Below are 19,540 nucleotides of genomic sequence, written 5' to 3'. Positions count from 1 at the left end.
TAACGTTGGCATTGCGGCCGCGGTGGTGCCTTTCGGTGGCTGTCAGCGTCGGACCGCCGCCGCCAGCCGCTCACTCGCTACTTTCGGATCGTCGGCAGCCGTAATCTCGCTGATCACCGCGACGCCGGCAGCACCGGCCTCGACGACGGGACTCGCGTTCTCAGCGGTGATCCCGCCGATGCCGATCACGGGGATCGAGACGGCGTCGACGACGCTGGCGATTCGTGCCGGCCCGACGCCCGATTCGTCGGGGTCGACGTCCTTCGAGGACGTGGTGTAGACGGCGCCGACGCCCAGGTAGTCCGCGCCGTCGGCTTCCGCCCGCTTCGCGTCGGTGACGGTGGAGGCCGAACAGCCGACGATCGTGTCGGGACCCAGGAGGTCTCGAGCGACCGCCACTGGGAGGTCGGACTGGCCGACGTGGACGCCGTCGGCCTCGATCGCCAGCGCGAGGTCGACTCGATCGTTGACGATCAGGGGAACGCCCGCGGCCGCGGTCCGCTCGCGGAGTTCGAGCCCGAGTTCGTACCGACGGCGGGCACTCGCGTCCTTCTCCCTGAGCTGAATCACGTCCACGCCGCCCTCGAGTGCCGCGTCGACGACCTCGAGGGTCGATCTCCCGGCCGAGACGGACTCCTGGGTGACGAGGTAGGTGCGCCACCCGCCCGGATCCGTTGCGCTCGAGTCGGTCATCGTCGCTCTCGGGCTAGTAGTGCCACGGGTACTGTTAGTAGTGCCACGGGTACTCCGAGAAGTCCGGCTCCCGTCCCTCGTTGAACGCGTCCCGGCCCTCCTTGGCCTCGTCGGTCATGTAGCCCAGTCTCGTCGCTTCGCCGGCGAACACCTGCTGACCCACGAAGCCGTCGTCGGCCATGTTGAACGCGTACTTGAGCATCCGCATCGCGTTCGGGCTCTTGGCGTTGATCTCTGCAGCCCACTCGAGGGCGGTCTCCTCGAGGTCCTCGTGGGGGACGGCCTCGTTCACCATCCCCATCTCCGCGGCCTCCTCGGCGGAGTAGGTCTTCCCGAGGAAGAACACCTCGCGGGCCTTCTTCTGGCCGATCTGGCGGGCGAGGTACGCGGAGCCGAAGCCGGCGTCGTAGCTCCCCACGTCGGGATCGGTCTGGAGGAACTTCGCGTGCTCCTCGCTCGCGAGCGTGAGGTCACAGACGACGTGCAGGGAGTGGCCGCCGCCGACGGCCCAGCCCGGAACGACGCAGACGACGATCTTCGGAATGTGGCGGATCAGGCGCTGGACCTCGAGGATGTGCAGTCGGCCTTGTTCGGACGCGCGCGCTTCGTCGCCCTCGTACTCGTAGCCGGCCTCGCCGCGAATCGACTGATCGCCGCCCGAACAGAAGGCCCAGCCGCCGTCCTTCGGCGAGGGGCCGTTCCCGGTCAGCAGGACGCACCCGACGTCGGTCTGGCGCTTGGCGTGGTCCAGGGCGTCGTACAGTTCGTCGACGGTCCCCGGCCGGAAGGCGTTGCGCACGTCGGGGCGGTCGAACGCGATGCGGACGGTCCCCGACTCGAGCGAGCGGTGGTACGTGATATCGCGGAAGTCGAATCCCTCGACCGGCTCCCACCGGTCGGGGTCGAACGTTTCCGAAACCATGGTTCGACGTGGGTCCGAGGTCGTGAAATAGGTTCTCGTCTCCCGCTGCTCTCGTTACCGTGTGCGGATTCGCTCCTCGACGGACCGTCGCGCTCGATCAATCGACCTCGAGGTCGAGATCCTCCATGAAGACGAGTTCGCCGGACCGCTCGAGCCACTCGACGCCCAGCTTGACCGTCGGCGGGACGAGCGCCGTGGTGAAAATCGCTGTGAAGACCAGAATGGAGAAGAGTTCCTGGCCGATGATGCCCGCCGAGAGCGCGATCGAGACGATAACGATCTCGACAGTGCCGCGGCCGTTCATCCCGAACCCGATAACGAGTCCCTCCTTCGAGGTGAGTTTCGTCGGGAGCGTAAACAGCCAGCTCCCGAGAATTTTACTGAGAAATGCGGTCGCAACGATGAGCGCGAGGAGTCCCAGGCTGTCGGTGAACACGTCGAGCGTGAGCTCGAACGCGATGGTGACGAAGAATATCGGCGCGAACAGACCCATTGCCAGATCGTACATCACGTCGTACATGTGCTCGTAGATGTCCGGCTCGAGCTGGGCCTGGCGAAGGAACAGTCCGGCGATGAACCCGCCGATAATCATGTGCAAATCGACGAGCGCCGCGAAGAACGCGAAGATGAGGGCGACGATGAGCGCGACGGTGAACGCGGACGTCTTGTCGACGAATCGGTGACGCTCCATCCAGCCTTCCATCCCGCTCCAGACGTACGGCAGGAACCGATTGCCGAAGACGAGCGCCGCCGCGAAGTACAGCAGGGCTTCGCCGACGACCAGGCCGAGGCCCAGCGGGGTGACGTTGCCCGTTTCGACGAAGCTCATGACGCCAGTAAACACGACCATCACCCCCACGTCGGACAGCAGGGCACCGCCGAGGAGCACCCCTGCGATCCGCGTGTCGAGGATGTCGAGGTCGACGAGAATCCTGGACTTCGTGGCCAGGGAGGTTGCAGCCATGGCGATGCCGATGAAGAGCGCCTGCTCGATCGAGACGCCGATGAAGACGCCGACCAGGTAGCCGAGTCCGAACGGAGCGATGAAGCCGCCGAACGCGACCATCAGCGCCTGTGGCCCGAGTTCGAACAGGTCGTTGATGTCGACCTCCATCCCGACGTAGATCATCAGCAAGAAGACGCCGAACTCGGCGAAGACGTCGAGCGTCTCGCTCGGGTGCAAGAGCCCCAGCAGCGCGGGCCCGAAGAGGATTCCTGCGAGGATCTCCCCCATCAGGGCGGGATAGCCGACGCGCTCGACGAGGAGCCCGAATATCCACGCGAGCGTGAGCACCAGCAGCAGGTTCAGGAGATCGATACCGGCGGCTTCGACCATCTATGGGTCCGAGTACCCCCGCCAGCGGTAAGAGGATTGGTAACGAGGCATATACGCGGGTCGTACCGGCAACGGTCTCAATGAGCTCTCACTCGAGGTCGCGAACTGCCTTCAGGACGCGCTCCTCGAGCGCTTCCCGCCGACGGTGGCTCGCCTCGGCGTCGAACGACACCGAGAGTAGTTGCGTCCCGGGCGCTGCGAGCGACTCGCGGTAGGCGTCCTCGAATGTATCTGGCGCGACGTGGCGAACGTCGAACCCGTACAGTTCGCCGAAAGGATCGAACTCGAGGCCGTGAGGCGTCCTGAACTGCTCCGTGAAGGGTGGATCGAACAACTCGATGGGAAGTTTGTGGAAAATGCCGCCGCCGTCGTTGTCGAGGAGGACGATCGTCGCGTCGACGCCACAGCGCTCGAGCGCGAGCAGGCCGTTGGCGTCGTGGTAGAGCGCGAGGTCGCCGGTGACGAGCACCAGTGGGTCGTCGGTCGCGCTGCCGGCCCCCAGTGCGGTGCTCACTATCCCGTCGATCCCGCTGGCCCCGCGGTTCGCAAGGACGGTGAGGTCCGCGTCTCGAGGCTCGCCGAAGCGGTCTGCGTCCCGGATCGGCATGCTGTTCGAGACGAAGACGGTCGACGGGTCGGGGGCGTGCTCGAGCACCGTCGCGAGGATGGCCCCCTCGAAGGGAGCGGACTCGAGGCTCGATCGAGACCGGGCCGTGTTGCACAGTTCCCAGTGGCGCGCTTCGGCCGCCGCGAGCGTCCCGAGCCAGTCATCATCAGCTCGCTCGCGGGCTGTCTCGACCTCGAGTTCGCTCGAGACGGCCTCGAAAAGGGATGTCGGTTCGGAGACGACGAGATCCGTCGCGGTGAACGTCGCCTCGCGCCACTCGCCCGCCGGATCGACCAGGAACTGCTGACAGTCGGCGTCCCGCAGCGCGTGTCGGAGAGGTTTCGACGTGGGAGAGGCGCCGAATCGGAGGACGACGTCGGGATCCGGGACGGCCTCGACGTACGTGTCGTAGCCGCCGTAGACGCCCGGAAACGACTCGCCCGGCGTCTCGAGGTGCGGCCCGAACCGCAACGTCGACAGCGGGTCCGCGAAGATCGGCGCGCCGACGGCTGTCGCGAGGTCGACGACGGCGCTCGTTGCAGGTTCCCTGACCGGCGGATCCGCCGGTCCCGCAACGAACAGCGGCCGGGTCGTGTCCTCGAGCGCTCGAGCGATGCGTTCGGGTGTTCGCGAGTCCTCCGGCGACGACGTCTCCCCCGCAGACACCCGAACGAACGACCCGTCGCGTCCCCGTCCGGCCAGCGTGTCCTCGAGCCCCGCTGGCACCGCGTCCGGCACTCGCGTCGGCTCGAGAGGCTTGCGGAACGGACAGTTCAGGTGAACCGGGCCAGCCGGCGTGCCCGTCGTTTGGGCGAGGGCTCGAGCGGCCGTCGTCCGCAGGCTTCGAAGCGCGCGTTCGTCGGGTTCGGGCACCGAGAGTTCGGCGTACCAGCGAACGGCGTCGCCGTAGAGTTTCACCTGGTCGACCGTCTGATTCGCCCCACTGTCGCGCAGTTCGGGCGGCCGGTCAGCGGTCAGGACGAGCAGGGGAACCCGGGCCTGACTCGCCTCGATCACCGCCGGGTGGAAATTCGCCGCGGCCGTCCCCGAGGTGCAGACGAGCGCCGTGGGCTCGCCGGTTCGTCGCGCGTGTCCGAGGGCGAAAAAGGCCGCCGAGCGCTCGTCGAGGTGGGAGTACGTCTCGACGTCGGGATGCTCGGCGAACGCCACCGTCAGCGGCGTCGACCGACTGCCGGGGGCGAGACAGACGGCCTCGAGCCCTCCGGCGGCCAGTTCGTTGACGAGCGTGCGACCCCAGAGTGTCGCGCGGTTCGGTGCCGTCATGAGATCACTCGCGGAGTTCGTCCAGGATCGGTCGGTACTTGAGCACGACCTCGTCCCACTCGTCGTCGGGGTCGCTGTCGGCGACGATGCCGTTGCCGGCGAACAGCGTCACTGCGTTATCGCGGGCGACCCCCGACCGGATGCCGACGGCGAACTCGCCGTCGCCGGCAGCGTCGAACCAGCCGATCGGTGCCGCGTACCACCCCCGGTCGAACGTCTCGACGTCGCGGATCGTCTCCCAAGCGGTTTCGGGAGGAATGCCACCAACCGCGGGCGTCGGGTGGAGCGCCTCCACGACGTCGAGCACGTGGTGGTCGGCCTCGAGCGTCGCCTCGATTGGGGTCCAGCAGTGTTGAATCGTGGCCAGCCGTTTGACCCGCCGCTTCTCGACCTGAATGTCGGCCGCGAGCGCCTCGAGCTGGCTGCGAATCGTCTCGACGACGATGCCGTGTTCCCGCCGGATCTTCTCGCTGTCGAGGAGTCGGTCGGCCAGCTCCTCGTCGGCCTCCCGAGAGTCGCCCCGGGGGGCCGACCCCGCGAGCGCCTCTGTTCGGACGTCGGCGCCGGACTTTCCAACCAGGCGTTCCGGCGGGGCTCCGAAGAACGTGCCACTCTCGCCGTCCTGGAAGAGAAACCGGTAGCAGTTTGGGTACCGTCGGCGCAGTCGCTCGAGACAGGCCGGCACGTCGAGGGGGCCCTCGAGGTCGACTTCGAGGGCCTGGGCGAGGACGACCTTCTCGAGGACGCCGTCCGCAATGCGCTCGAGGGCCGTCTCGACGCCCGCGGTCCACTGCTCGCGCGTCGTCGTTCGCCGGGTGTTGTCGATTCCGGGGCCCGTCCCGCTCGAGCGCATCGCGGGTCCGCCCGAAAGTCGGTCGTACCAGGACTCGAGCGCGCTGGTGGCCTCATCGTCGCTCGTGTCGACCGCGGTGAGCCACGTTCCTTCGTCGGTTCGCGCGAGAACCACCGACGGAACGACGAACGTCGCCGCGGTGAACCCCGTCCAGGGGTCGCGCGGCTCGTGGCCGTCGTGAAAGGCGAATCCGCCGAACGCCCGCGGGCGGGCGACGGCGGGCCCGTCGTGGTCAACGCCGTCGAACGCCGCCGTTGCCTGCGCTCGAATCTCGTCGAACCGATCCGGTCCGCTCGCGGTCAGCCGGGCGGTCTCGCCCCAGCCGACCAGTTCGAGGCCGTCGGCCGTCGCCCACTGCACCCGCGTTCCCTGGGCGTGCTCCAGAACCGTGCCGAACGAGACGTCGCCGATGGGACGGCTTCGACTCACCAGTCGGCCATCGACAGCGGCCGTCGTCGCCCGCCCGCTCGCGTCGACTCGTCCCTGTCCCGACGGTCGATCCATTGGCGCATTTCTGTGTGGGGGCGCCTTCAGCGTTTCGAGGTCGTTCTCCAGCATTCCGATTTCGAACTCGTTTAACCGTTCGCGTCCCTACCCTCGCCAATGGTCTCGAGATCGGGCAGCCAAAGCGGTTCCGTCGGGCAACTCGCACGGGCCCGCGTTCAGAGGTGGATCGCCGACCGCCCGGTGGTCTGCAGTGGCTGAAGACGATTCGACAGCAACGGCAGCCGCCTGCTCGCTGTGTGGTCGCGACATCGACGAGCCATCCACGCTCGAGGGTGAGACGACGTTCTGCTCGCCGGGCTGTCGACGCGTCTGGGAGGCGCTCGAGCCGGACCCGTCGGCAGATCTCGCGGTCGAGTCGGGCTCCCCGAATCCTTCGAGCAACGCCCGCGATGAATCCCTCGAGGCGGCGGACGAAGACGGTGAGGCAGTGGACCCGCCGGAAGACACTGACGTCGAGAACGAGGGTTGCCCAGACGATGCCGACGGTGACCCAACTGCAGGTGAGAGCGAGACCTCGCCGGAAGTCGAGGCTGACGAAGGGAGCGGCCAGGACGACCAGGACGACCAGGACGACCGCCCACCGATACGCACCCACCTCCGGGTCGACGGCATGCACACCGCCACCTGCGAGGCCTACCTCGAGTCCGTCGCGACCGACCTGGACGGCGTCCTCGAGGCCGAGGCGAGTTACGTGACGGAGTCGGTTCGCGTCGATCACTATCCGACGGCGGTGGCACCCGAGGACCTCCGCGACGCCCTGAGCACCACGGGGTACACGGCGTACCTCCGCGACGACGCCGGTTCTCAGATACAGGCGGACCAGACCGGAAAGAGCCGCCGCTCGCGCGAGATGAGTGGCGTGCGCAAGCGGCGGACCGACGACATGCGTCAGGTCCGGTACGTCCTCGGTGTCGTCTTCGGGTCGTTCCTACTGTTGCCCTACATCGTGATGCTCTATCCGTCGTACATGGCGGATATGGCACCGATCGGCCCGCTCTCGTCGTTCCAGACGATCTTCACCGATGGCGGGATCATGTTCATGCGGGTCTACTTCGTCCTGACCGGGATCGTCCTCTACGTCACCGGAATGCCGCTGCTCCGGGGCGCCTACGTCAGCCTCAAGCTTCGACGCCCGAACACGGACCTCCTCGCGGCGATGACCATCGTCGGTGCCTACCTCTACAGCTCCGTCGCCGTCTTCGTGACCAGCCCGAACGTCTACTTCGACCTCGTGCTCGTCGTCGCCTCCGCCGTCATGGGCGCGATCCTCTACGAGTCGATGGTCAAACAGCGCGCGATGGACCGCCTGACCGAACTCACGATCTCCCAGGTCGACAGCGCCCGCCGGTACGAGGCGGACGGATCGGTCACCGACGTCGACGTAGCCGACCTCGAGGCCGGGGACACCGTCCTCGTCAAGCAGGGCGAGCGCATCCCGATCGACGGCGTCCTCGCGGAGGGGACCTGCACGGTCGACGAAGCGATCGTGACCGGCGAGTCCGTTCCCATCGCCAAAGACGCGGGCGACGAGGTCGTCGGCGGCTCGATCGTGACCGCCAACGCCGCCGTGATTGAGGTCGACGATCGCGGCTCGAGCAGTCTCGACCGTCTCACCGAAACGGTCTGGGACCTCCAGACCGCCGTCCACGGAACCCAGCGGCGGGTCGACGACCTGGCCGGCCGACTCGTTCGACCGCTCGTCGGCATCGCACTCGCCGCCGGCGTCGTCGCGCTCGTCCTGGGGCGCGGTCCAGGCGAGGCGACCCTCTGGTCGCTGACGGTCGTCCTGGTCGGCACCCCCTGGCTGCTCGGCGTGGCGACGCCGCTTTCCATCGCGACGAACATCGAATCGGCGATTGAGCGCGGTATCGTCATCTTCGACGAGACCGTCTTCGAGCGACTCCGGGCGATCGACACGATCGTCTTCGACAAGACCGGGACGCTCACCCGCGGCGAGATGACCGTCCTCGAGGCCGAGGCGCCCGGCGACCTCCTGTCTGCAGCGGGAGCGCTCGAGCAGCGGGCGTCCCATCCCGCTGCGGACGCCATCGCTCGAACCTACGGGGCTGGGTCCGACTCGACCGGTACCGACCACGGCGACGACACCGCGACTCGCCCCGACGGCGGCACAGCCGGCGAACATGCCGCCGCAAACCGGGTGTCGGACTTCGAGAGCCACGGAAACGCTGTCGAAGGAACTGTCGGCGGCACTCGCGTGCTCGTCGGCCACCCCGACGCGTTCGCCGACCAGGGGTGGACGCTGGGTGAGGACGTCGAAACCCGCGCGAGCGAGGCGCGCGGCTTCGGACGCCTCCCCGTCGTCGTCGGTCGAGACGGCGCCGCCGAGGGCGTGATCGTCGTCGGCGACGAGCCCCGCGCTGGCTGGGAGGAGACGCTCTCGGGGCTCGAGGCGCGCGGCATGGACGTCGTCGTGTTGACCGGCGACGATCCGGACGCCACGGACGCCTTCGAGGCCCACCCGGCGGTCTCCCACGCGTTCGCGGGCGTCCCGCCCGAGGGGAAGGTCGCGACGGTTCGCCACCTCCGAGAACGCGGGCGGGTGGCGATGGTCGGCGACGGGACGAACGACGCGCCAGCGCTAGCCGAGGCGGACCTGGGTATTTCGCTGGGAAGCGGCACCGACCTGGCTTCGGACGCCTCCGACCTGGCGATCGTCGAGGACGACCTTGCGTCCATCGAGACGGCGTTCGAACTGGCCGCGGCCGCCAGCAAACGGGTCGAGCAAAACGAGCGCCTCGCCTTCTCGTACAACGCGCTCACGATTCCCGCCGCCGCTGCAGGTCTGTTGAACCCGCTCGTGGCGATCCTCGCGAGTGTCGTCGGACTCGGCCTGCTGGGCGGGAATTGCCTCCGATCGCTCCTCGAGTAGGTATTTCGGTCGCTCTGGTCACTCCTCGAGTAGGCGTTCCAGACGCCCCGGTCACTTCACGAGTAGGCGCTCGCTTTCGCCGATTCCCACGCGGTGAGAACGTGGCGAACGATTCGAACCTCCCGGCAAAATAGAGCCGACGATGGCACCACAAGTGTACGCCAAAATCGGTGGACGGAAAGCCGTCGAATCGGTCGTCACGGACTTCTACGACAAGGTTCTCGCGGACGACTAGCTCGCAGGCTACTTCGACGGCTACGACCTGGAGGAACTGTACGCCCACCAGGTCCAGTTCATCAGTTCGGTCGCCGGCGGTCCCGTCACGTACACGGGTGCGGACATGCGCGAGGCGCACGCGGATCTGGATCTTGATCCCGCCGATTTCGACGCCGTCGCGGCTTACCTCGAGACGGCCCTCCTCGAGAACGGCGTCGGCGAAGACTACGTCGAGGCGATTCTCGCGGAAGTAAGTGAACTCGAGGAACCGATCCTCGGTCAGTGACTGACGCGAGAACGAGTCTCGGTCGGTAACTGACACGAGACTCGATCCTCGGTTGGTAGTAAACTCCCCTCGAGAGCCACAGTCACGGGCCGTTCCGAAAATATCCCAGACTACTGGTAACACCACCAGTACAACCAAATGGTCGTGCTGAGTAGGCTTCGGTATGGCCGTCATCGAACTCGAGGGGCTCACGAAGGACTACGGCGACGTGCGAGCGGCCGACGACCTCACGCTCACCGTCGATCGTGGCGAGATCTTCGGCTACCTCGGTCCCAACGGTGCGGGCAAGACCACGACGATCCGCATGCTGCTCGGCTTCATCTCGCCGACGGCAGGATCGGCCCAGGTCCTCGGCGCGGATATCCGCGACCGGAAGGCGTTGCTCGAGGCCAGGCGCCAGGTCGGCTACCTCTCGGACGACCCCGGGTTCGACGAGGAGGCGACCGGAACCGAAATCCTCGACCTCCACGCCGCGGTGAAAGGGGGCGAGCGCCGGGACGAACTGCTCGAGTTGTTCGACCCGCCGCTCGACCGCCAGGTGCGCGAGTACTCCCGCGGGAACGTCCAGAAGCTGGGTATCGTCACGACGTTCATGCACGACCCCGACCTCGTGATCCTGGACGAGCCGACCAGTGGGCTCGACCCGCTCATGAAACAGCGCTTCTCGGAGTTCTTGCGAGCCGAACGCGACCGGGGCGTAACCACGTTCTTCTCCTCGCACATTCTGGGCGAGGTTCGCCGACTCTGTGACCGCGTCGGCATCATCCGTAACGGGCAGTTGGTAACCGTGGACCCGATCGAGACCCTGCTCACCCGGAGCGGGAAAGTCGTCCGCATCCACGCCAGCGAGTCGATCCCCGTGGACACGCTCGACCTCGAGGGCGTTCACGGGCTCGAGACGAGCGCCAGCGGCGACGGTGGTGGCGGTGCCGGAGGTACCAACGGACCCGGAGGTGACAGAGGCGACGGTGGCGGCAATGGCAACGGACACAGCGAGGGTAGCCCGGCCGTCACGGGTGCACAGACGGCGTACTTCACCGAGTGCGCGTTCACCTTCACCGGCGACATCAACGCCCTGCTCGAGCGCCTCTCGCCGTACGACCTGCTCGACCTCTCGATCGAGGAGGCGCCGCTCGAGGACGTCTTCATGCGGTTCTACGGAGGCGAGGACGATGTTTGAATTCCTTTGGTACGAGGCCAGAAAGCGGGTGAAGGGCAGCCTCTACCTCTCGATCGGGATGATTGCGCTGGCCGGGATGATCGTCTGGGTCTATCCGTCCTTTCGCGACTCCTTCCAGGAAGACGAACTCCTCGATGCGTACCCGCCACAGATCCTCCAGTTGTTCGACGTCGAGACGATGGCATCGCTCGAGGGCTTTCTCGCCTTCGAGTTCTACGTCTTCGGCTGGGTCATCCTCCTCGGACTCTACCTGGCCTACAGCGCCGCCGGACTGATCGCCGACGACGTCGACCGCGGCCGGATGGACACCATCCTGGCGATGCCGGTTTCGCGACCGCAACTGGTCGCCGAGAAGTTCGCCGCCCTCGCCGTGCCCATCGTCACGGTGAACCTCCTCCTCCCGCCGGTGATCCTCGCGGGCGGGTGGCTCATCGACGAGTCGCTCTCCGTGGCGGACGTCTTCGCGGTCCACCTGCTCTCGATCCCCTACCTGTTCGCCTGCGCCGGGATCGGCCTCTGCTGTTCGGTCTTCTTCGACCGGGTGGGGATCGCCCAGCGCGCCGCCCTCGGAATCACTTTCGGGATCTTCCTCGTCGAATCGCTGCTCGAGGGGACCGGCTACGAGTTCCTCGGGGCCGTCGTCCCGATGCGCTACTACGATCCGAACGACGTTCTCCTCCAGGGCAAGTACGACTTCGTCGGCGTCGCGATTCTCGTTGCGATTACGCTCGTCCTGGTCCTCGCCAGCAGCGCCTGGTTCACGCGAAAAGACGTCTAAGCTAGCTGTACCGCTCTTCCTTCCACGGGTCGGCCGTCTCGGAGTACCCTCGTCGTTCCCAGTATCCCAGTTCCGGTTCGGTCAGAAACTCCACGCCGGTGACCCACTTCGCCCCCTTGTAGGCGTAGCGGTGTGGCGTCACGACTCGAAGTGGCCCACCGTGTTCGCGCGCGAGCGGTTCTCCGTCGAAGGCCCACGCGAAGAGCACTTCGTCGCGGAGACAGTCCTCGAGCGGGAGGTCCGTCGTGTAGTCGTCGAGGGCCGCGAACATGACGTGGACCGCGTCGTCCGCCACCCCGGCGCGCTCGGCCAGGACGGTGAAGGGCACGCCAGTAAATTCGCAGGCGAACTTGCTCCACCCGGTGACGCAGTGAAAGTCCTGGCGCTGAGTTTCTGTCGTCAGGTTTCGAAACTCCTCCCACGTGAACGAGAGCGGATTCTCGACGGCGCCGGTGACCGTAAACTCCCAGGTATCGGGGTCCCACGGCGGCGTCTCGCCCTTCGAGAGGACCGGGAACTTCGACGTCTCGCGCTGTCCGGGCGGCAACCGTTCGTCGCCGAACTCCTGGTAGAGGTTCGTGACGTCCTTCATCGTCGACTTGTCCGTGCGGGACGACCGTAACCGTACCGCTCGAGGTCGACGGGCGCTCCGTTTCGCGCAGTAAATCCGAGATTCCCCGCCCGTTGACCCCAATGGAACCGGATGGAACGAACGCTCGAGGGAACCAATCCCTCGGTACTGAGGGATACGCGCTTTATAACCAATACGGGCGTGGGCGATGAGACTATCGCATGGCGAGTACACAACGACTCACAGAGCGAGAGACGAGTGGCGAGATGGAAAAGAAGGGATCCCAGGCCATGGGGCCGGCGTTTATGGCTGCAGCCGCGTCGGTCGGCCTCTCGTGGTATTACTTCTTCGCGCGAGGAGACAAGGAGCGAGGACTCTTCGTCGGCCTCTGGCCACCGACGATCCTGGCGTTCGCGAGCTACTTCAATCAGCGGAAAATGAGCCAACAGCTAGACATGCTGGCGAAGCCGGCCTCGTCGATCAAGAACACGCTCGAGTCGATGATGAGCAAGTAGCGGGCACCGACGTTTCTGACGCGCTTATTTTTCACCGCTACACGGTCGCGAGCGACTGCATCGTGGACGCCCGTTCCCGGCCCCGTCAATCTTAAATACCCCCTCACCGAAACCCGAATCAGATGCCGAAAGTAGAGATCACGATACCGGAACATCTCGAGATGCAGATCGCGCAGATGGTGGAACGCGGCGAGTTCGTCAACCGCGAAGAAGCGATCGAAGACCTGCTCTCGACGGGGATCAAGGCGTACAAGACGAGCGGCCCGATGGACGAGGAGGAGCCGGGCCTCGAGAACGACGGGATGATGGGCCACGACGACGAGTACGTTTTCTGACGCTCTCTGGTGGCTGTGGTGGCCTCCGACGCCGTTTTTTATTTTATAGTACCGTGTCCGCTCACGGTCGAGCCACGGGAATTCCCCGTATTCGGCGCGGTGTGCTCAGCGTGATGTGTTCGACGTGGCGTGCTCGAGCGAACCGCGAGCCTCGAGCGACGGCGAAACCGCGGATGGTAGTGAAGGGTTAGAACAGACCCATCGGGATTGCGAGGGTGATCGCGACGCCAATGACCATCACGACGAACCCGAACGCCGCATCGCGCGGCGAGAAGGGACTCATCGGCGCGGTCGTTCGCTCGTCCTCGAGGTCGTGGCCGACGGTGGCTCCCGAATCCTCGTCGTGGGTGGGTTCCGTCTCGTCTGTCATACGCGAGTCTTTCGGACTCGAGCACTTAAGCGCTACTAGACAACGGAAGACGAGTGACGGTTGACGGATCACGAACGACTGACGGCAGACGACAGACGGCCAACACCATTGGCTGGCCATAACACGCGACGGCCACACAATCCGAAACGGCGCGGACATGGACACCTGCCGTGGTCGAAACCGTCAAACCCCGGTCGGCCCAACCTCGAGTCAGATGCTCACCAAGCGAATTATCCCGTGTATCGACGTCGACGTCGACGACGACGGGAACCCGGCGGTCTACACCGGCGTTCACTTCGAGGACCTCGAGTACACCGGCGACCCCGTCGAGATGGCTCGCGCGTACAACGAGGCCGGGGCCGACGAGTTCGTCTTCCTCGACATCACCGCTTCCGCCGAGGGCCGCGAGACCATGCTCTCGGTCGTCGAGCAAGTCGCCGACGAGGTGTTCATCCCGCTCACCGTCGGCGGCGGCATCCGAACCGTTGACGACATCAAGGAGACCCTGCGCGCGGGGGCGGACAAGGTTTCGATCACCACGGGCGCCCTCGAGCGTCCGGAACTCATCAACGAGGGGGCCCGCGCGTTCGGCAGCCAGTGCATCGTCATCAGCGTCGACGCGCGGCGACGGTTCGACGAAGGCGGCGAACACTACGTCGACGTCGACGGCGAGTCCTGCTGGTTCGAGTGCACGAAGAAAGGCGGCCGCGAGGGGACTGGCATCGACGTCGTCGAGTGGGCCCAGGAGGCACAGTCTCGGGGCGCCGGTGAACTGTTCGTCAACTCGATCGACGCCGACGGGACGAAAGACGGCTACGACGTGCACCTGATGAAGGCCGTTTCCGAGGCGGTCGACACGCCGGTCATCGCCTCCTCGGGCTGTGGCGGCCCCGAGGACATGTACGAGGTGTTCACCGAGGCGGACGCCGACGCCGGGCTGGCCGCCTCCATCTTCCACTTCGGGGAGTACTCGATCGAGGAGGTCAAGCGCTACCTCGACGAGCGCGACGTGCCGGTCAGGCTGTGACCGCTCGCCGCTAGCTCTCACTCACCACTGAACGATCGCATTCGTTTCGAGTCTCACACTCGGTGCCTCGTTGAGCGATCTAGGACGGCCGACGCCGTTCGCACTACTCGCTTGGGTCGTCCCGCTGGTCCAGTTCGTAGGGCTCACTTTGTTCGTAGACTCGTACGGTTTGCCTGACTCGAGACGTGCGACTCACGACGGACCACGTACTATCCGTCTGTCACACCAGGCGAGAACAGCAGCGAGCTCCTCAAACCGCCGCTTCGAACGCGTCTCGGAACGCCGCCGTCTTCGACCGGACGTCGCCGGCCGCCTCCTCGAGCGCGTCGAGCGGTGCGACGTCACCCTCGGTCTTGATCGTCAGAATGGGATCGGTCTGACCGCCCGACTGTTCTGGGTTCATGTCGTACGTTGCCGCGCTCACGTCGTCGTGCTCGAGCAGCGCACCCTTGAGTACGTTCATGAACGTGTGATCCTCGCCGACGATTTCGATCGAGAGTTCGTTCTCGCTGCTCTCGGTGACCCGCAGTTCCATGTCCCACTCTCCGGCCGTTGGCCGCTTGTACCTTTCGAAGCCGCTGGCACTCGGCCTCACTCGTCGACTGCCGTCGATTCCCCTCGCCACAAACCAGACAACACTCGAGCCCTGTAAAGAGGGAAATCCCTATACGGCTCCCCCCTTACCAGCAGATATGAACTGGCTGACGACCGGACTCACTGCACTCGTCGTCCTGACGGTGCTCGGCTCGCTGTTCGTCGTCAGCCGACTCGATCCGAGAGAGCGCCGCTGGCGGGACGTCCTCGAGGACCGGTTCGTCCTCGGCGTGCCGTGGGGAACGCTGGTCGTCGTCGGCTTCGTGATCGCCGTCTACCTCTTCGTCCAGGACGGGATCACCGACTTCGACAACCCCGTCGTAACGCCGTTTCGCGCGTGGTCGTTCTTCTATCCGCTGGGCCTCCTCACCGCCCCGTTCGCTCACGCCTACCCCGGCCACCTCACGGGGAACCTCACTGGCGCCGTCGTCGTAGCGCCCATCGCCGAGTACGCGTGGGGGCACTACGCGAACGGGAGCCAAACTCGAACTCGAACCGCCGAGTCGAACTCGAGCACGTCGAGCGGCCTCACCTCGAGCCTCCTGACGAACCCGTGCCTTCGCGCCTTCGTCGTCTTTCCCGCGGGCGTCATCGTCGTCGGCGTGATCACCGGCCTCTTCGCGCTGGGCCCCGTCATCGGCTTCTCGGGCGTCGTCTTCGCCTTCGCGGGCTTCGCGATCGTTCGGTATCCGATCGTCACGTTGATCGGCGCCATCGGCGTCCACGGCACCCTGTCGACGATCTACGGCGCACTCCAGCGGCCGATCGGGTGGTACGTCGTCCAGCCCCGACCGCCGTCGGCCCCGTGGTGGGCGTCGACGGCCATCCAGGGTCACGCCCTTGGGTTCTTCGTCGGTCTCGTCATCGCACTCGCGATTTTCGATCGGCGGGACGACAGCTACCGGCCGGACCCGCTCGCGATCTGGCTCGCCGTCCTCATCTACGGCTTCTCGAAGTCGCTCTGGGCGATTTACTGGTTCGACGGCGCGAACCGGTACGTCCTGTTCCGGGGCCCCGGCGTCGTCGTCGTCATCGCGCTCGCGCTCGTGATCACCGTCGCGGTCGCTGGCTCCCAGCGCTCGATCCTCCCCGCTCGCCTCGAGCGCCGACTCTCGCGGCCGACCGCGCCGATACTCGAGGACGGCGGCCTCCTCTCCCGATTCCTGGCCGACGACGCGGCGACCGACGAGCGAATTCGCGAACTCGTCGCGCGGCCGAAATCCCGGGTCCCGTCGCTCGCGAAGACGTCGCGCCAGTACGCGGCGGTCGTGGTCGTCTTCGTCGTCCTCGCGGCGATTTGCGGGCCAGCGATTCCGGTCAACCTGTTCGTCCTCGACGGGGAAGGCGCAGGCTCGACGGAAGGCACGCTCGCCGTCGAGGACTACTCGATCACGTACGCCGAGAAGGCGCAAAACCCAATCGCCTCCGTCGTCGACCTCGAGGCGTTCGACGCAGGAGGGGTCGAGGGCAGCGGCGTGATCGTCTCGAGTCCCGACCGTCACATCTGGTCGGAGTCCGTCTCCGCCCAGCGCCTGGCCTTCAGCGGCTCGGAAACCGTCCACGTCGGCGGCCCCGGCTGGCGGGAGTCGATCACCGCCACTCGCGCGGGGTGGACCCCCGTTGGGAACGACACTGTCTACCAGGTCTGGCTCGAGCACGACGACCGGCGGGTGCTCGCCCACGCCTCGGAGCCGTCGACGGCTAACGCGATAATCGACGGCAAGAACGTCACGATCGTACCCGACGACGGCGCGTTCGTCCTCGAGGTCAGCGCGAACGAATCGGCCGACCCGGCCAGAGCCGATATTCCGGCCGCCGACGAGTCGGTCACCGTCGACGGCCTCGAGTTCACTCGCCTCAGGAACGACCTGTTCGTGACCACCGGCGAGACGACGGTTCAGATCGCGAGCAAGGAGACGTACAAGTAAACTACCCCACCCTACTCCCTCGGCGCAGACGCGCCTCGGTCCTCGAGGGTGGGGCTTTGATGTGAACTCCCGGCAATCAGTCTCCGGCAATAGGCCGATGACTCTCGCCGTTCACCGTCCCACCATGTATACGCAGGTCTACTGGTGCATCTCCGTCCCCCGACGTGGGCGAGGAACGGAGTCTGTGTGTCCGCTTTCGGGCGTAGCGGAGCCCGATGTTCTTCGCGCCGTTGTAATCCGCGTTCACCTCGTACCCGCACTTCTGGCAACAGAAGCGTTCTCCGTGGCGGTTGTCCTCGTGCGTGAATCCACAATCCGTCCGAGAACAGCGTTGGGACGTGTGGTTCGGCGCGACTTGCTCCACGGAGAGACCCCGATCGGGCGCTTTGTACTCCACGTACTCGAAGAGGCGTCGGAACGCCCACAGGTGGTGCCACTTCGCGTGTGGAAGCCGTTCGCGGATGTCGGTCAAGTCCTCGAACACGATCGCGTCGCAGTCGTGTTCGACAGCTTCCGCGACAAGTTCGTTAGCAACGGTGTGGATGTACTGTTTGCGCCACGCGTCTTCGCGTTTCCCGAGGCGAAGCAGGGCGTTGTGTGCGGCCTGCGTGCCGCGCTGTTGCATCTCACCACGTCGCTTCTCGAACTCACGACACCAGTGGTCGTACTCGTCTCCCTGCCAGAACGTACCGGTCGAGGAGACGGCGAGACTGTTGACGCCGAGGTCGATACCGAGGACCGTTTGGTCGAGGTGCCCGGTATCTACCGGAACCTCTACGTCGTCACCGTCCGACTCACACCGCCGCGTCGAGATGTTGAGGTAGAACTCGTCTGTTGCCGCGTCGTACCGAAGCGTACTCTCGCGGAACTCGTAGTCCTCGGAGAGGACGTACCGCTCGTAGGGCGTTGGACTGTCTGCCGGAAGAACGAACGAGGGTTCGACCCGGCCCTCAATTGTCGCTAACGACACCTTGCATCGGTAGAAGGTGGCGCTTCGCGTGTCGTAGTCCATCGTTTCGGCGGTGAACGTCGGACAAGCGACGCGCTGTCTCTTCTTCCAGCGTTCGATAACGCCTTTGATGGCTTCGACGGCGCGACGTATCGCGGCTTGGACGAGTTGTGCCTGGAGGTCCGTCTCTTCGCGAAGTTCGGAGTAGAGCGCGTCACGAACCTGCCGTTTGTTGGTCTTGCACTCGCTGTACGAGGTTTCAGACCAACAGTAGTCGGCGGTTCGGTTTGCGCAGTACAGGTATTGCTCGGCGGTTCGGTGGAGTGCGTCGCGTTGCTCGTCGGAAACGGCGAGTTTCACGACGGCGGTTCGACGCACGTCCATACTTCAGAGAAGACTCGGCGGTACGTGTACGTTCGGGAGTCAGTCGGTCGCGGTATGCCGGTTGTGTCGTCCCATGTCGGTTTCCTCTCCGGCCTATTCGCTTACTTCGGTCGCTCCTTGAGGCCGGAGGCTCCACCTTGAATTACGCTGACTTTGATCCGAATCCGAACTACGACCGCGACCCATTCTTCCGCCACTCGACCCGAAACACCTCGGCCTCGAGCACCGCCCGCTCGCGGTCGTGGAAGGCAAAGCGGTGGTCGACCGGAAACTCGGCTCCGAACGCGTGGGTGACGGTTCCACCCTCGTCGGCCGCGAACGACTCGACGAACGCCTGGCTCCCCTCGTTGTGAATGGTGTAGGAGACGTCGGCCAGGTCGGCGGCGGCCTCGAGGAACCGTCGATCTGCGTGGCGGTTCCCGCGCTGGGCGCCGAACGGCGGGTTCGAGAGGACGGTGACGGGCGCGGAGAATCTCCCCCGCCCGAGCGGGAGCCGAGTCACGTCGGCGCGAATCCACTCGTAGCCCGAACTCGGTCCGACGGTCGAGGTGGCGCCCACCCCGCGGCCCACCTCGTCGACGCGCCCCTGATTGCGTCTCGCCTGGACCAGGGCATCGGCGTCAACGTCGACGCCAACGACGACGCCGGGGGCGTACTGGCCTGCAGCCAGCGCCAGCATCCCCGTTCCGGTTCCGAGGTCGAGCACCGTCGCGCCGGTGAGGTCGCCCTGGACGGCGGCGAGGTGAACGAGGTGGGCGGCGAGCTCTGCGGGCGTGAGGTACTGCTCGAGGTCGATATCAGGCGTGGGAAAATCAGCAACTGACTCGAGAACGCGGGCGAGTTGTCGGCGGGAGAGCCCCGAGGGCATCGCCTACGCTTCGCGGTCGAGGGTAATGGGTGCGTCGAGTTCCAACGCGAGCCCTTCGCGGTCGGCGCGTTCCGCGCAGGCCTCGAGCGCGGGACGGACCTTCTCGGCGTTCGCGACGTCGTCGCAATCGACGGTCACGGTGCCGACGCCGAGGAACGCGCCGGCGCGAACGTAGCTTCGCACCCGATCGATTTCGGCTTGCGTATCGAGCGAACAGTCCTCGGCGAAACAGGCGTCGACCGTCAACCCGGCCGGGAAGAGGTCGTTTCGCGTGAACTCGCGCTTGAGGTCGCGCAGGTACTCGGGGGCCGTCGAGTCGAGATCAGAGGCGTCGAGTGCCACGGGAGTGACGTCGGTCGGCCGACAGCGGTCGATCGTTCGCTCGAACTGGGGGGACGAAGTGGTGCTCATACGACGGCATACACAGGCCGCATACAAATAGTTTTT

At 65.9% G+C, this 19,540-nt stretch carries 18 protein-coding genes and 1 pseudogene; 8 read left to right on the top strand and 11 right to left on the bottom strand.

Annotation, left to right across the window (positions count from 1 at the left end; genetic code table 11):
* Positions 1-42: 42 nt before the first annotated feature.
* From thiE to ACFQS4_RS21715, 5 genes are all read right to left on the bottom strand, one after another.
* Positions 43-693 (bottom strand): thiamine phosphate synthase, encoded by a 651-nt coding sequence (gene thiE / locus ACFQS4_RS21735; protein ID WP_500196532.1) that lies wholly within the window; start codon positions 691-693, stop codon positions 43-45.
* Between the two features lie 34 nt (positions 694-727).
* The gene (locus ACFQS4_RS21730; protein ID WP_500196530.1) at positions 728-1,615 is read right to left on the bottom strand and encodes a 1,4-dihydroxy-2-naphthoyl-CoA synthase; all 888 of its coding nucleotides are present in this window, start codon (positions 1,613-1,615) and stop codon (positions 728-730) included.
* 97 nt (positions 1,616-1,712) lie between these two features.
* A complete protein-coding gene (locus tag ACFQS4_RS21725; RefSeq protein WP_500196529.1) occupies positions 1,713-2,951 on the bottom strand; it encodes a cation:proton antiporter in 1,239 nt (412 codons plus the stop codon).
* 88 nt (positions 2,952-3,039) lie between these two features.
* Positions 3,040-4,842 (bottom strand): 2-succinyl-5-enolpyruvyl-6-hydroxy-3-cyclohexene-1-carboxylic-acid synthase, encoded by a 1,803-nt coding sequence (gene menD, locus ACFQS4_RS21720; protein ID WP_500196527.1) that lies wholly within the window; start codon positions 4,840-4,842, stop codon positions 3,040-3,042.
* Positions 4,843-4,846: 4 nt separating this feature from the next.
* On the bottom strand, positions 4,847-6,199 hold the full coding sequence (locus ACFQS4_RS21715; RefSeq protein WP_500196525.1) for an isochorismate synthase: 1,353 nt from the start codon (positions 6,197-6,199) through the stop codon (positions 4,847-4,849).
* Positions 6,200-6,392: 193 nt separating this feature from the next.
* Between ACFQS4_RS21715 and ACFQS4_RS21710 the strand changes: the two genes are divergently transcribed.
* The 4 genes and pseudogenes from ACFQS4_RS21710 to ACFQS4_RS21695 all read left to right on the top strand — a co-directional run bounded on the left by ACFQS4_RS21710 (position 6,393) and on the right by ACFQS4_RS21695 (position 11,552).
* The gene (locus tag ACFQS4_RS21710; RefSeq protein WP_500196522.1) at positions 6,393-9,092 is read left to right on the top strand and encodes a heavy metal translocating P-type ATPase; all 2,700 of its coding nucleotides are present in this window, start codon (positions 6,393-6,395) and stop codon (positions 9,090-9,092) included.
* A gap of 142 nt (positions 9,093-9,234) precedes the next feature.
* Positions 9,235-9,594 (top strand): annotated as a pseudogene (locus tag ACFQS4_RS21705) (group I truncated hemoglobin).
* A gap of 163 nt (positions 9,595-9,757) precedes the next feature.
* Entirely contained in the window at positions 9,758-10,774 is a 1,017-nt protein-coding gene (locus ACFQS4_RS21700) for an ABC transporter ATP-binding protein (RefSeq protein ID WP_500196520.1), read from the top strand.
* On the top strand, positions 10,767-11,552 hold the full coding sequence (locus tag ACFQS4_RS21695; RefSeq protein WP_500196518.1) for an ABC transporter permease: 786 nt from the start codon (positions 10,767-10,769) through the stop codon (positions 11,550-11,552). Before ACFQS4_RS21700 ends, ACFQS4_RS21695 begins: the two co-directional genes overlap by 8 nt.
* Position 11,553: 1 nt before the next feature.
* Here the strand turns inward: ACFQS4_RS21695 and ACFQS4_RS21690 are convergent, their stop codons facing one another.
* Positions 11,554-12,144, bottom strand: a complete 591-nt coding sequence (locus ACFQS4_RS21690) for a sulfite oxidase-like oxidoreductase (protein WP_500196516.1) — start codon at positions 12,142-12,144, stop codon at positions 11,554-11,556.
* A 200-nt stretch (positions 12,145-12,344) separates the two neighbouring features.
* Here ACFQS4_RS21690 and ACFQS4_RS21685 point away from each other — a divergent pair, with 200 nt between their 5' ends.
* Complete coding sequence (locus tag ACFQS4_RS21685) at positions 12,345-12,638, top strand: hypothetical protein (RefSeq protein ID WP_500196513.1); 294 nt, start codon at positions 12,345-12,347, stop codon at positions 12,636-12,638.
* 122 nt (positions 12,639-12,760) lie between these two features.
* Positions 12,761-12,973: a ribbon-helix-helix domain-containing protein gene (locus tag ACFQS4_RS21680; RefSeq protein ID WP_252701061.1), complete on the top strand. Its 213-nt coding sequence runs from the start codon at positions 12,761-12,763 to the stop codon at positions 12,971-12,973.
* A gap of 187 nt (positions 12,974-13,160) precedes the next feature.
* Here the strand turns inward: ACFQS4_RS21680 and ACFQS4_RS21675 are convergent, their stop codons facing one another.
* Entirely contained in the window at positions 13,161-13,343 is a 183-nt protein-coding gene (locus tag ACFQS4_RS21675) for a DUF7550 family protein (protein ID WP_253436664.1), read from the bottom strand.
* Positions 13,344-13,557: 214 nt separating this feature from the next.
* On the opposite strand from ACFQS4_RS21675, the gene hisF reads away from it, so the two are divergent.
* Positions 13,558-14,370 (top strand): imidazole glycerol phosphate synthase subunit HisF, encoded by an 813-nt coding sequence (gene hisF / locus ACFQS4_RS21670; protein WP_500196509.1) that lies wholly within the window; start codon positions 13,558-13,560, stop codon positions 14,368-14,370.
* Positions 14,371-14,620: 250 nt separating this feature from the next.
* Here the strand turns inward: hisF and ACFQS4_RS21665 are convergent, their stop codons facing one another.
* Complete coding sequence (locus tag ACFQS4_RS21665) at positions 14,621-14,905, bottom strand: DNA-directed RNA polymerase subunit L (protein ID WP_500196508.1); 285 nt, start codon at positions 14,903-14,905, stop codon at positions 14,621-14,623.
* 157 nt (positions 14,906-15,062) lie between these two features.
* Here ACFQS4_RS21665 and ACFQS4_RS21660 point away from each other — a divergent pair, with 157 nt between their 5' ends.
* A complete protein-coding gene (locus ACFQS4_RS21660; RefSeq protein ID WP_500196506.1) occupies positions 15,063-16,892 on the top strand; it encodes a rhomboid family intramembrane serine protease in 1,830 nt (609 codons plus the stop codon).
* Positions 16,893-16,968: 76 nt separating this feature from the next.
* Here ACFQS4_RS21660 and ACFQS4_RS21655 read toward each other — a convergent pair whose 3' ends face one another.
* The 3 genes from ACFQS4_RS21655 to ACFQS4_RS21645 all read right to left on the bottom strand — a co-directional run bounded on the left by ACFQS4_RS21655 (position 16,969) and on the right by ACFQS4_RS21645 (position 19,504).
* On the bottom strand, positions 16,969-18,225 hold the full coding sequence (locus ACFQS4_RS21655) for an RNA-guided endonuclease InsQ/TnpB family protein (RefSeq protein ID WP_500196504.1): 1,257 nt from the start codon (positions 18,223-18,225) through the stop codon (positions 16,969-16,971).
* A gap of 169 nt (positions 18,226-18,394) precedes the next feature.
* The gene (locus ACFQS4_RS21650) at positions 18,395-19,093 is read right to left on the bottom strand and encodes an METTL5 family protein (protein WP_500196501.1); all 699 of its coding nucleotides are present in this window, start codon (positions 19,091-19,093) and stop codon (positions 18,395-18,397) included.
* A gap of 3 nt (positions 19,094-19,096) precedes the next feature.
* Positions 19,097-19,504 carry a DUF7961 family protein gene (locus ACFQS4_RS21645; protein ID WP_500196499.1) on the bottom strand — a complete coding sequence of 136 codons (408 nt, stop codon included), beginning with the start codon at positions 19,502-19,504 and terminating at the stop codon, positions 19,097-19,099.
* Positions 19,505-19,540: the final 36 nt, after the last annotated feature.

It is taken from the genome of Saliphagus sp. GCM10025317 (assembly GCF_042663665.1).
GTDB lineage: Archaea > Halobacteriota > Halobacteria > Halobacteriales > Natrialbaceae > Natronosalvus.
This window is presented reverse-complemented; position numbering and strand designations above follow the sequence as displayed.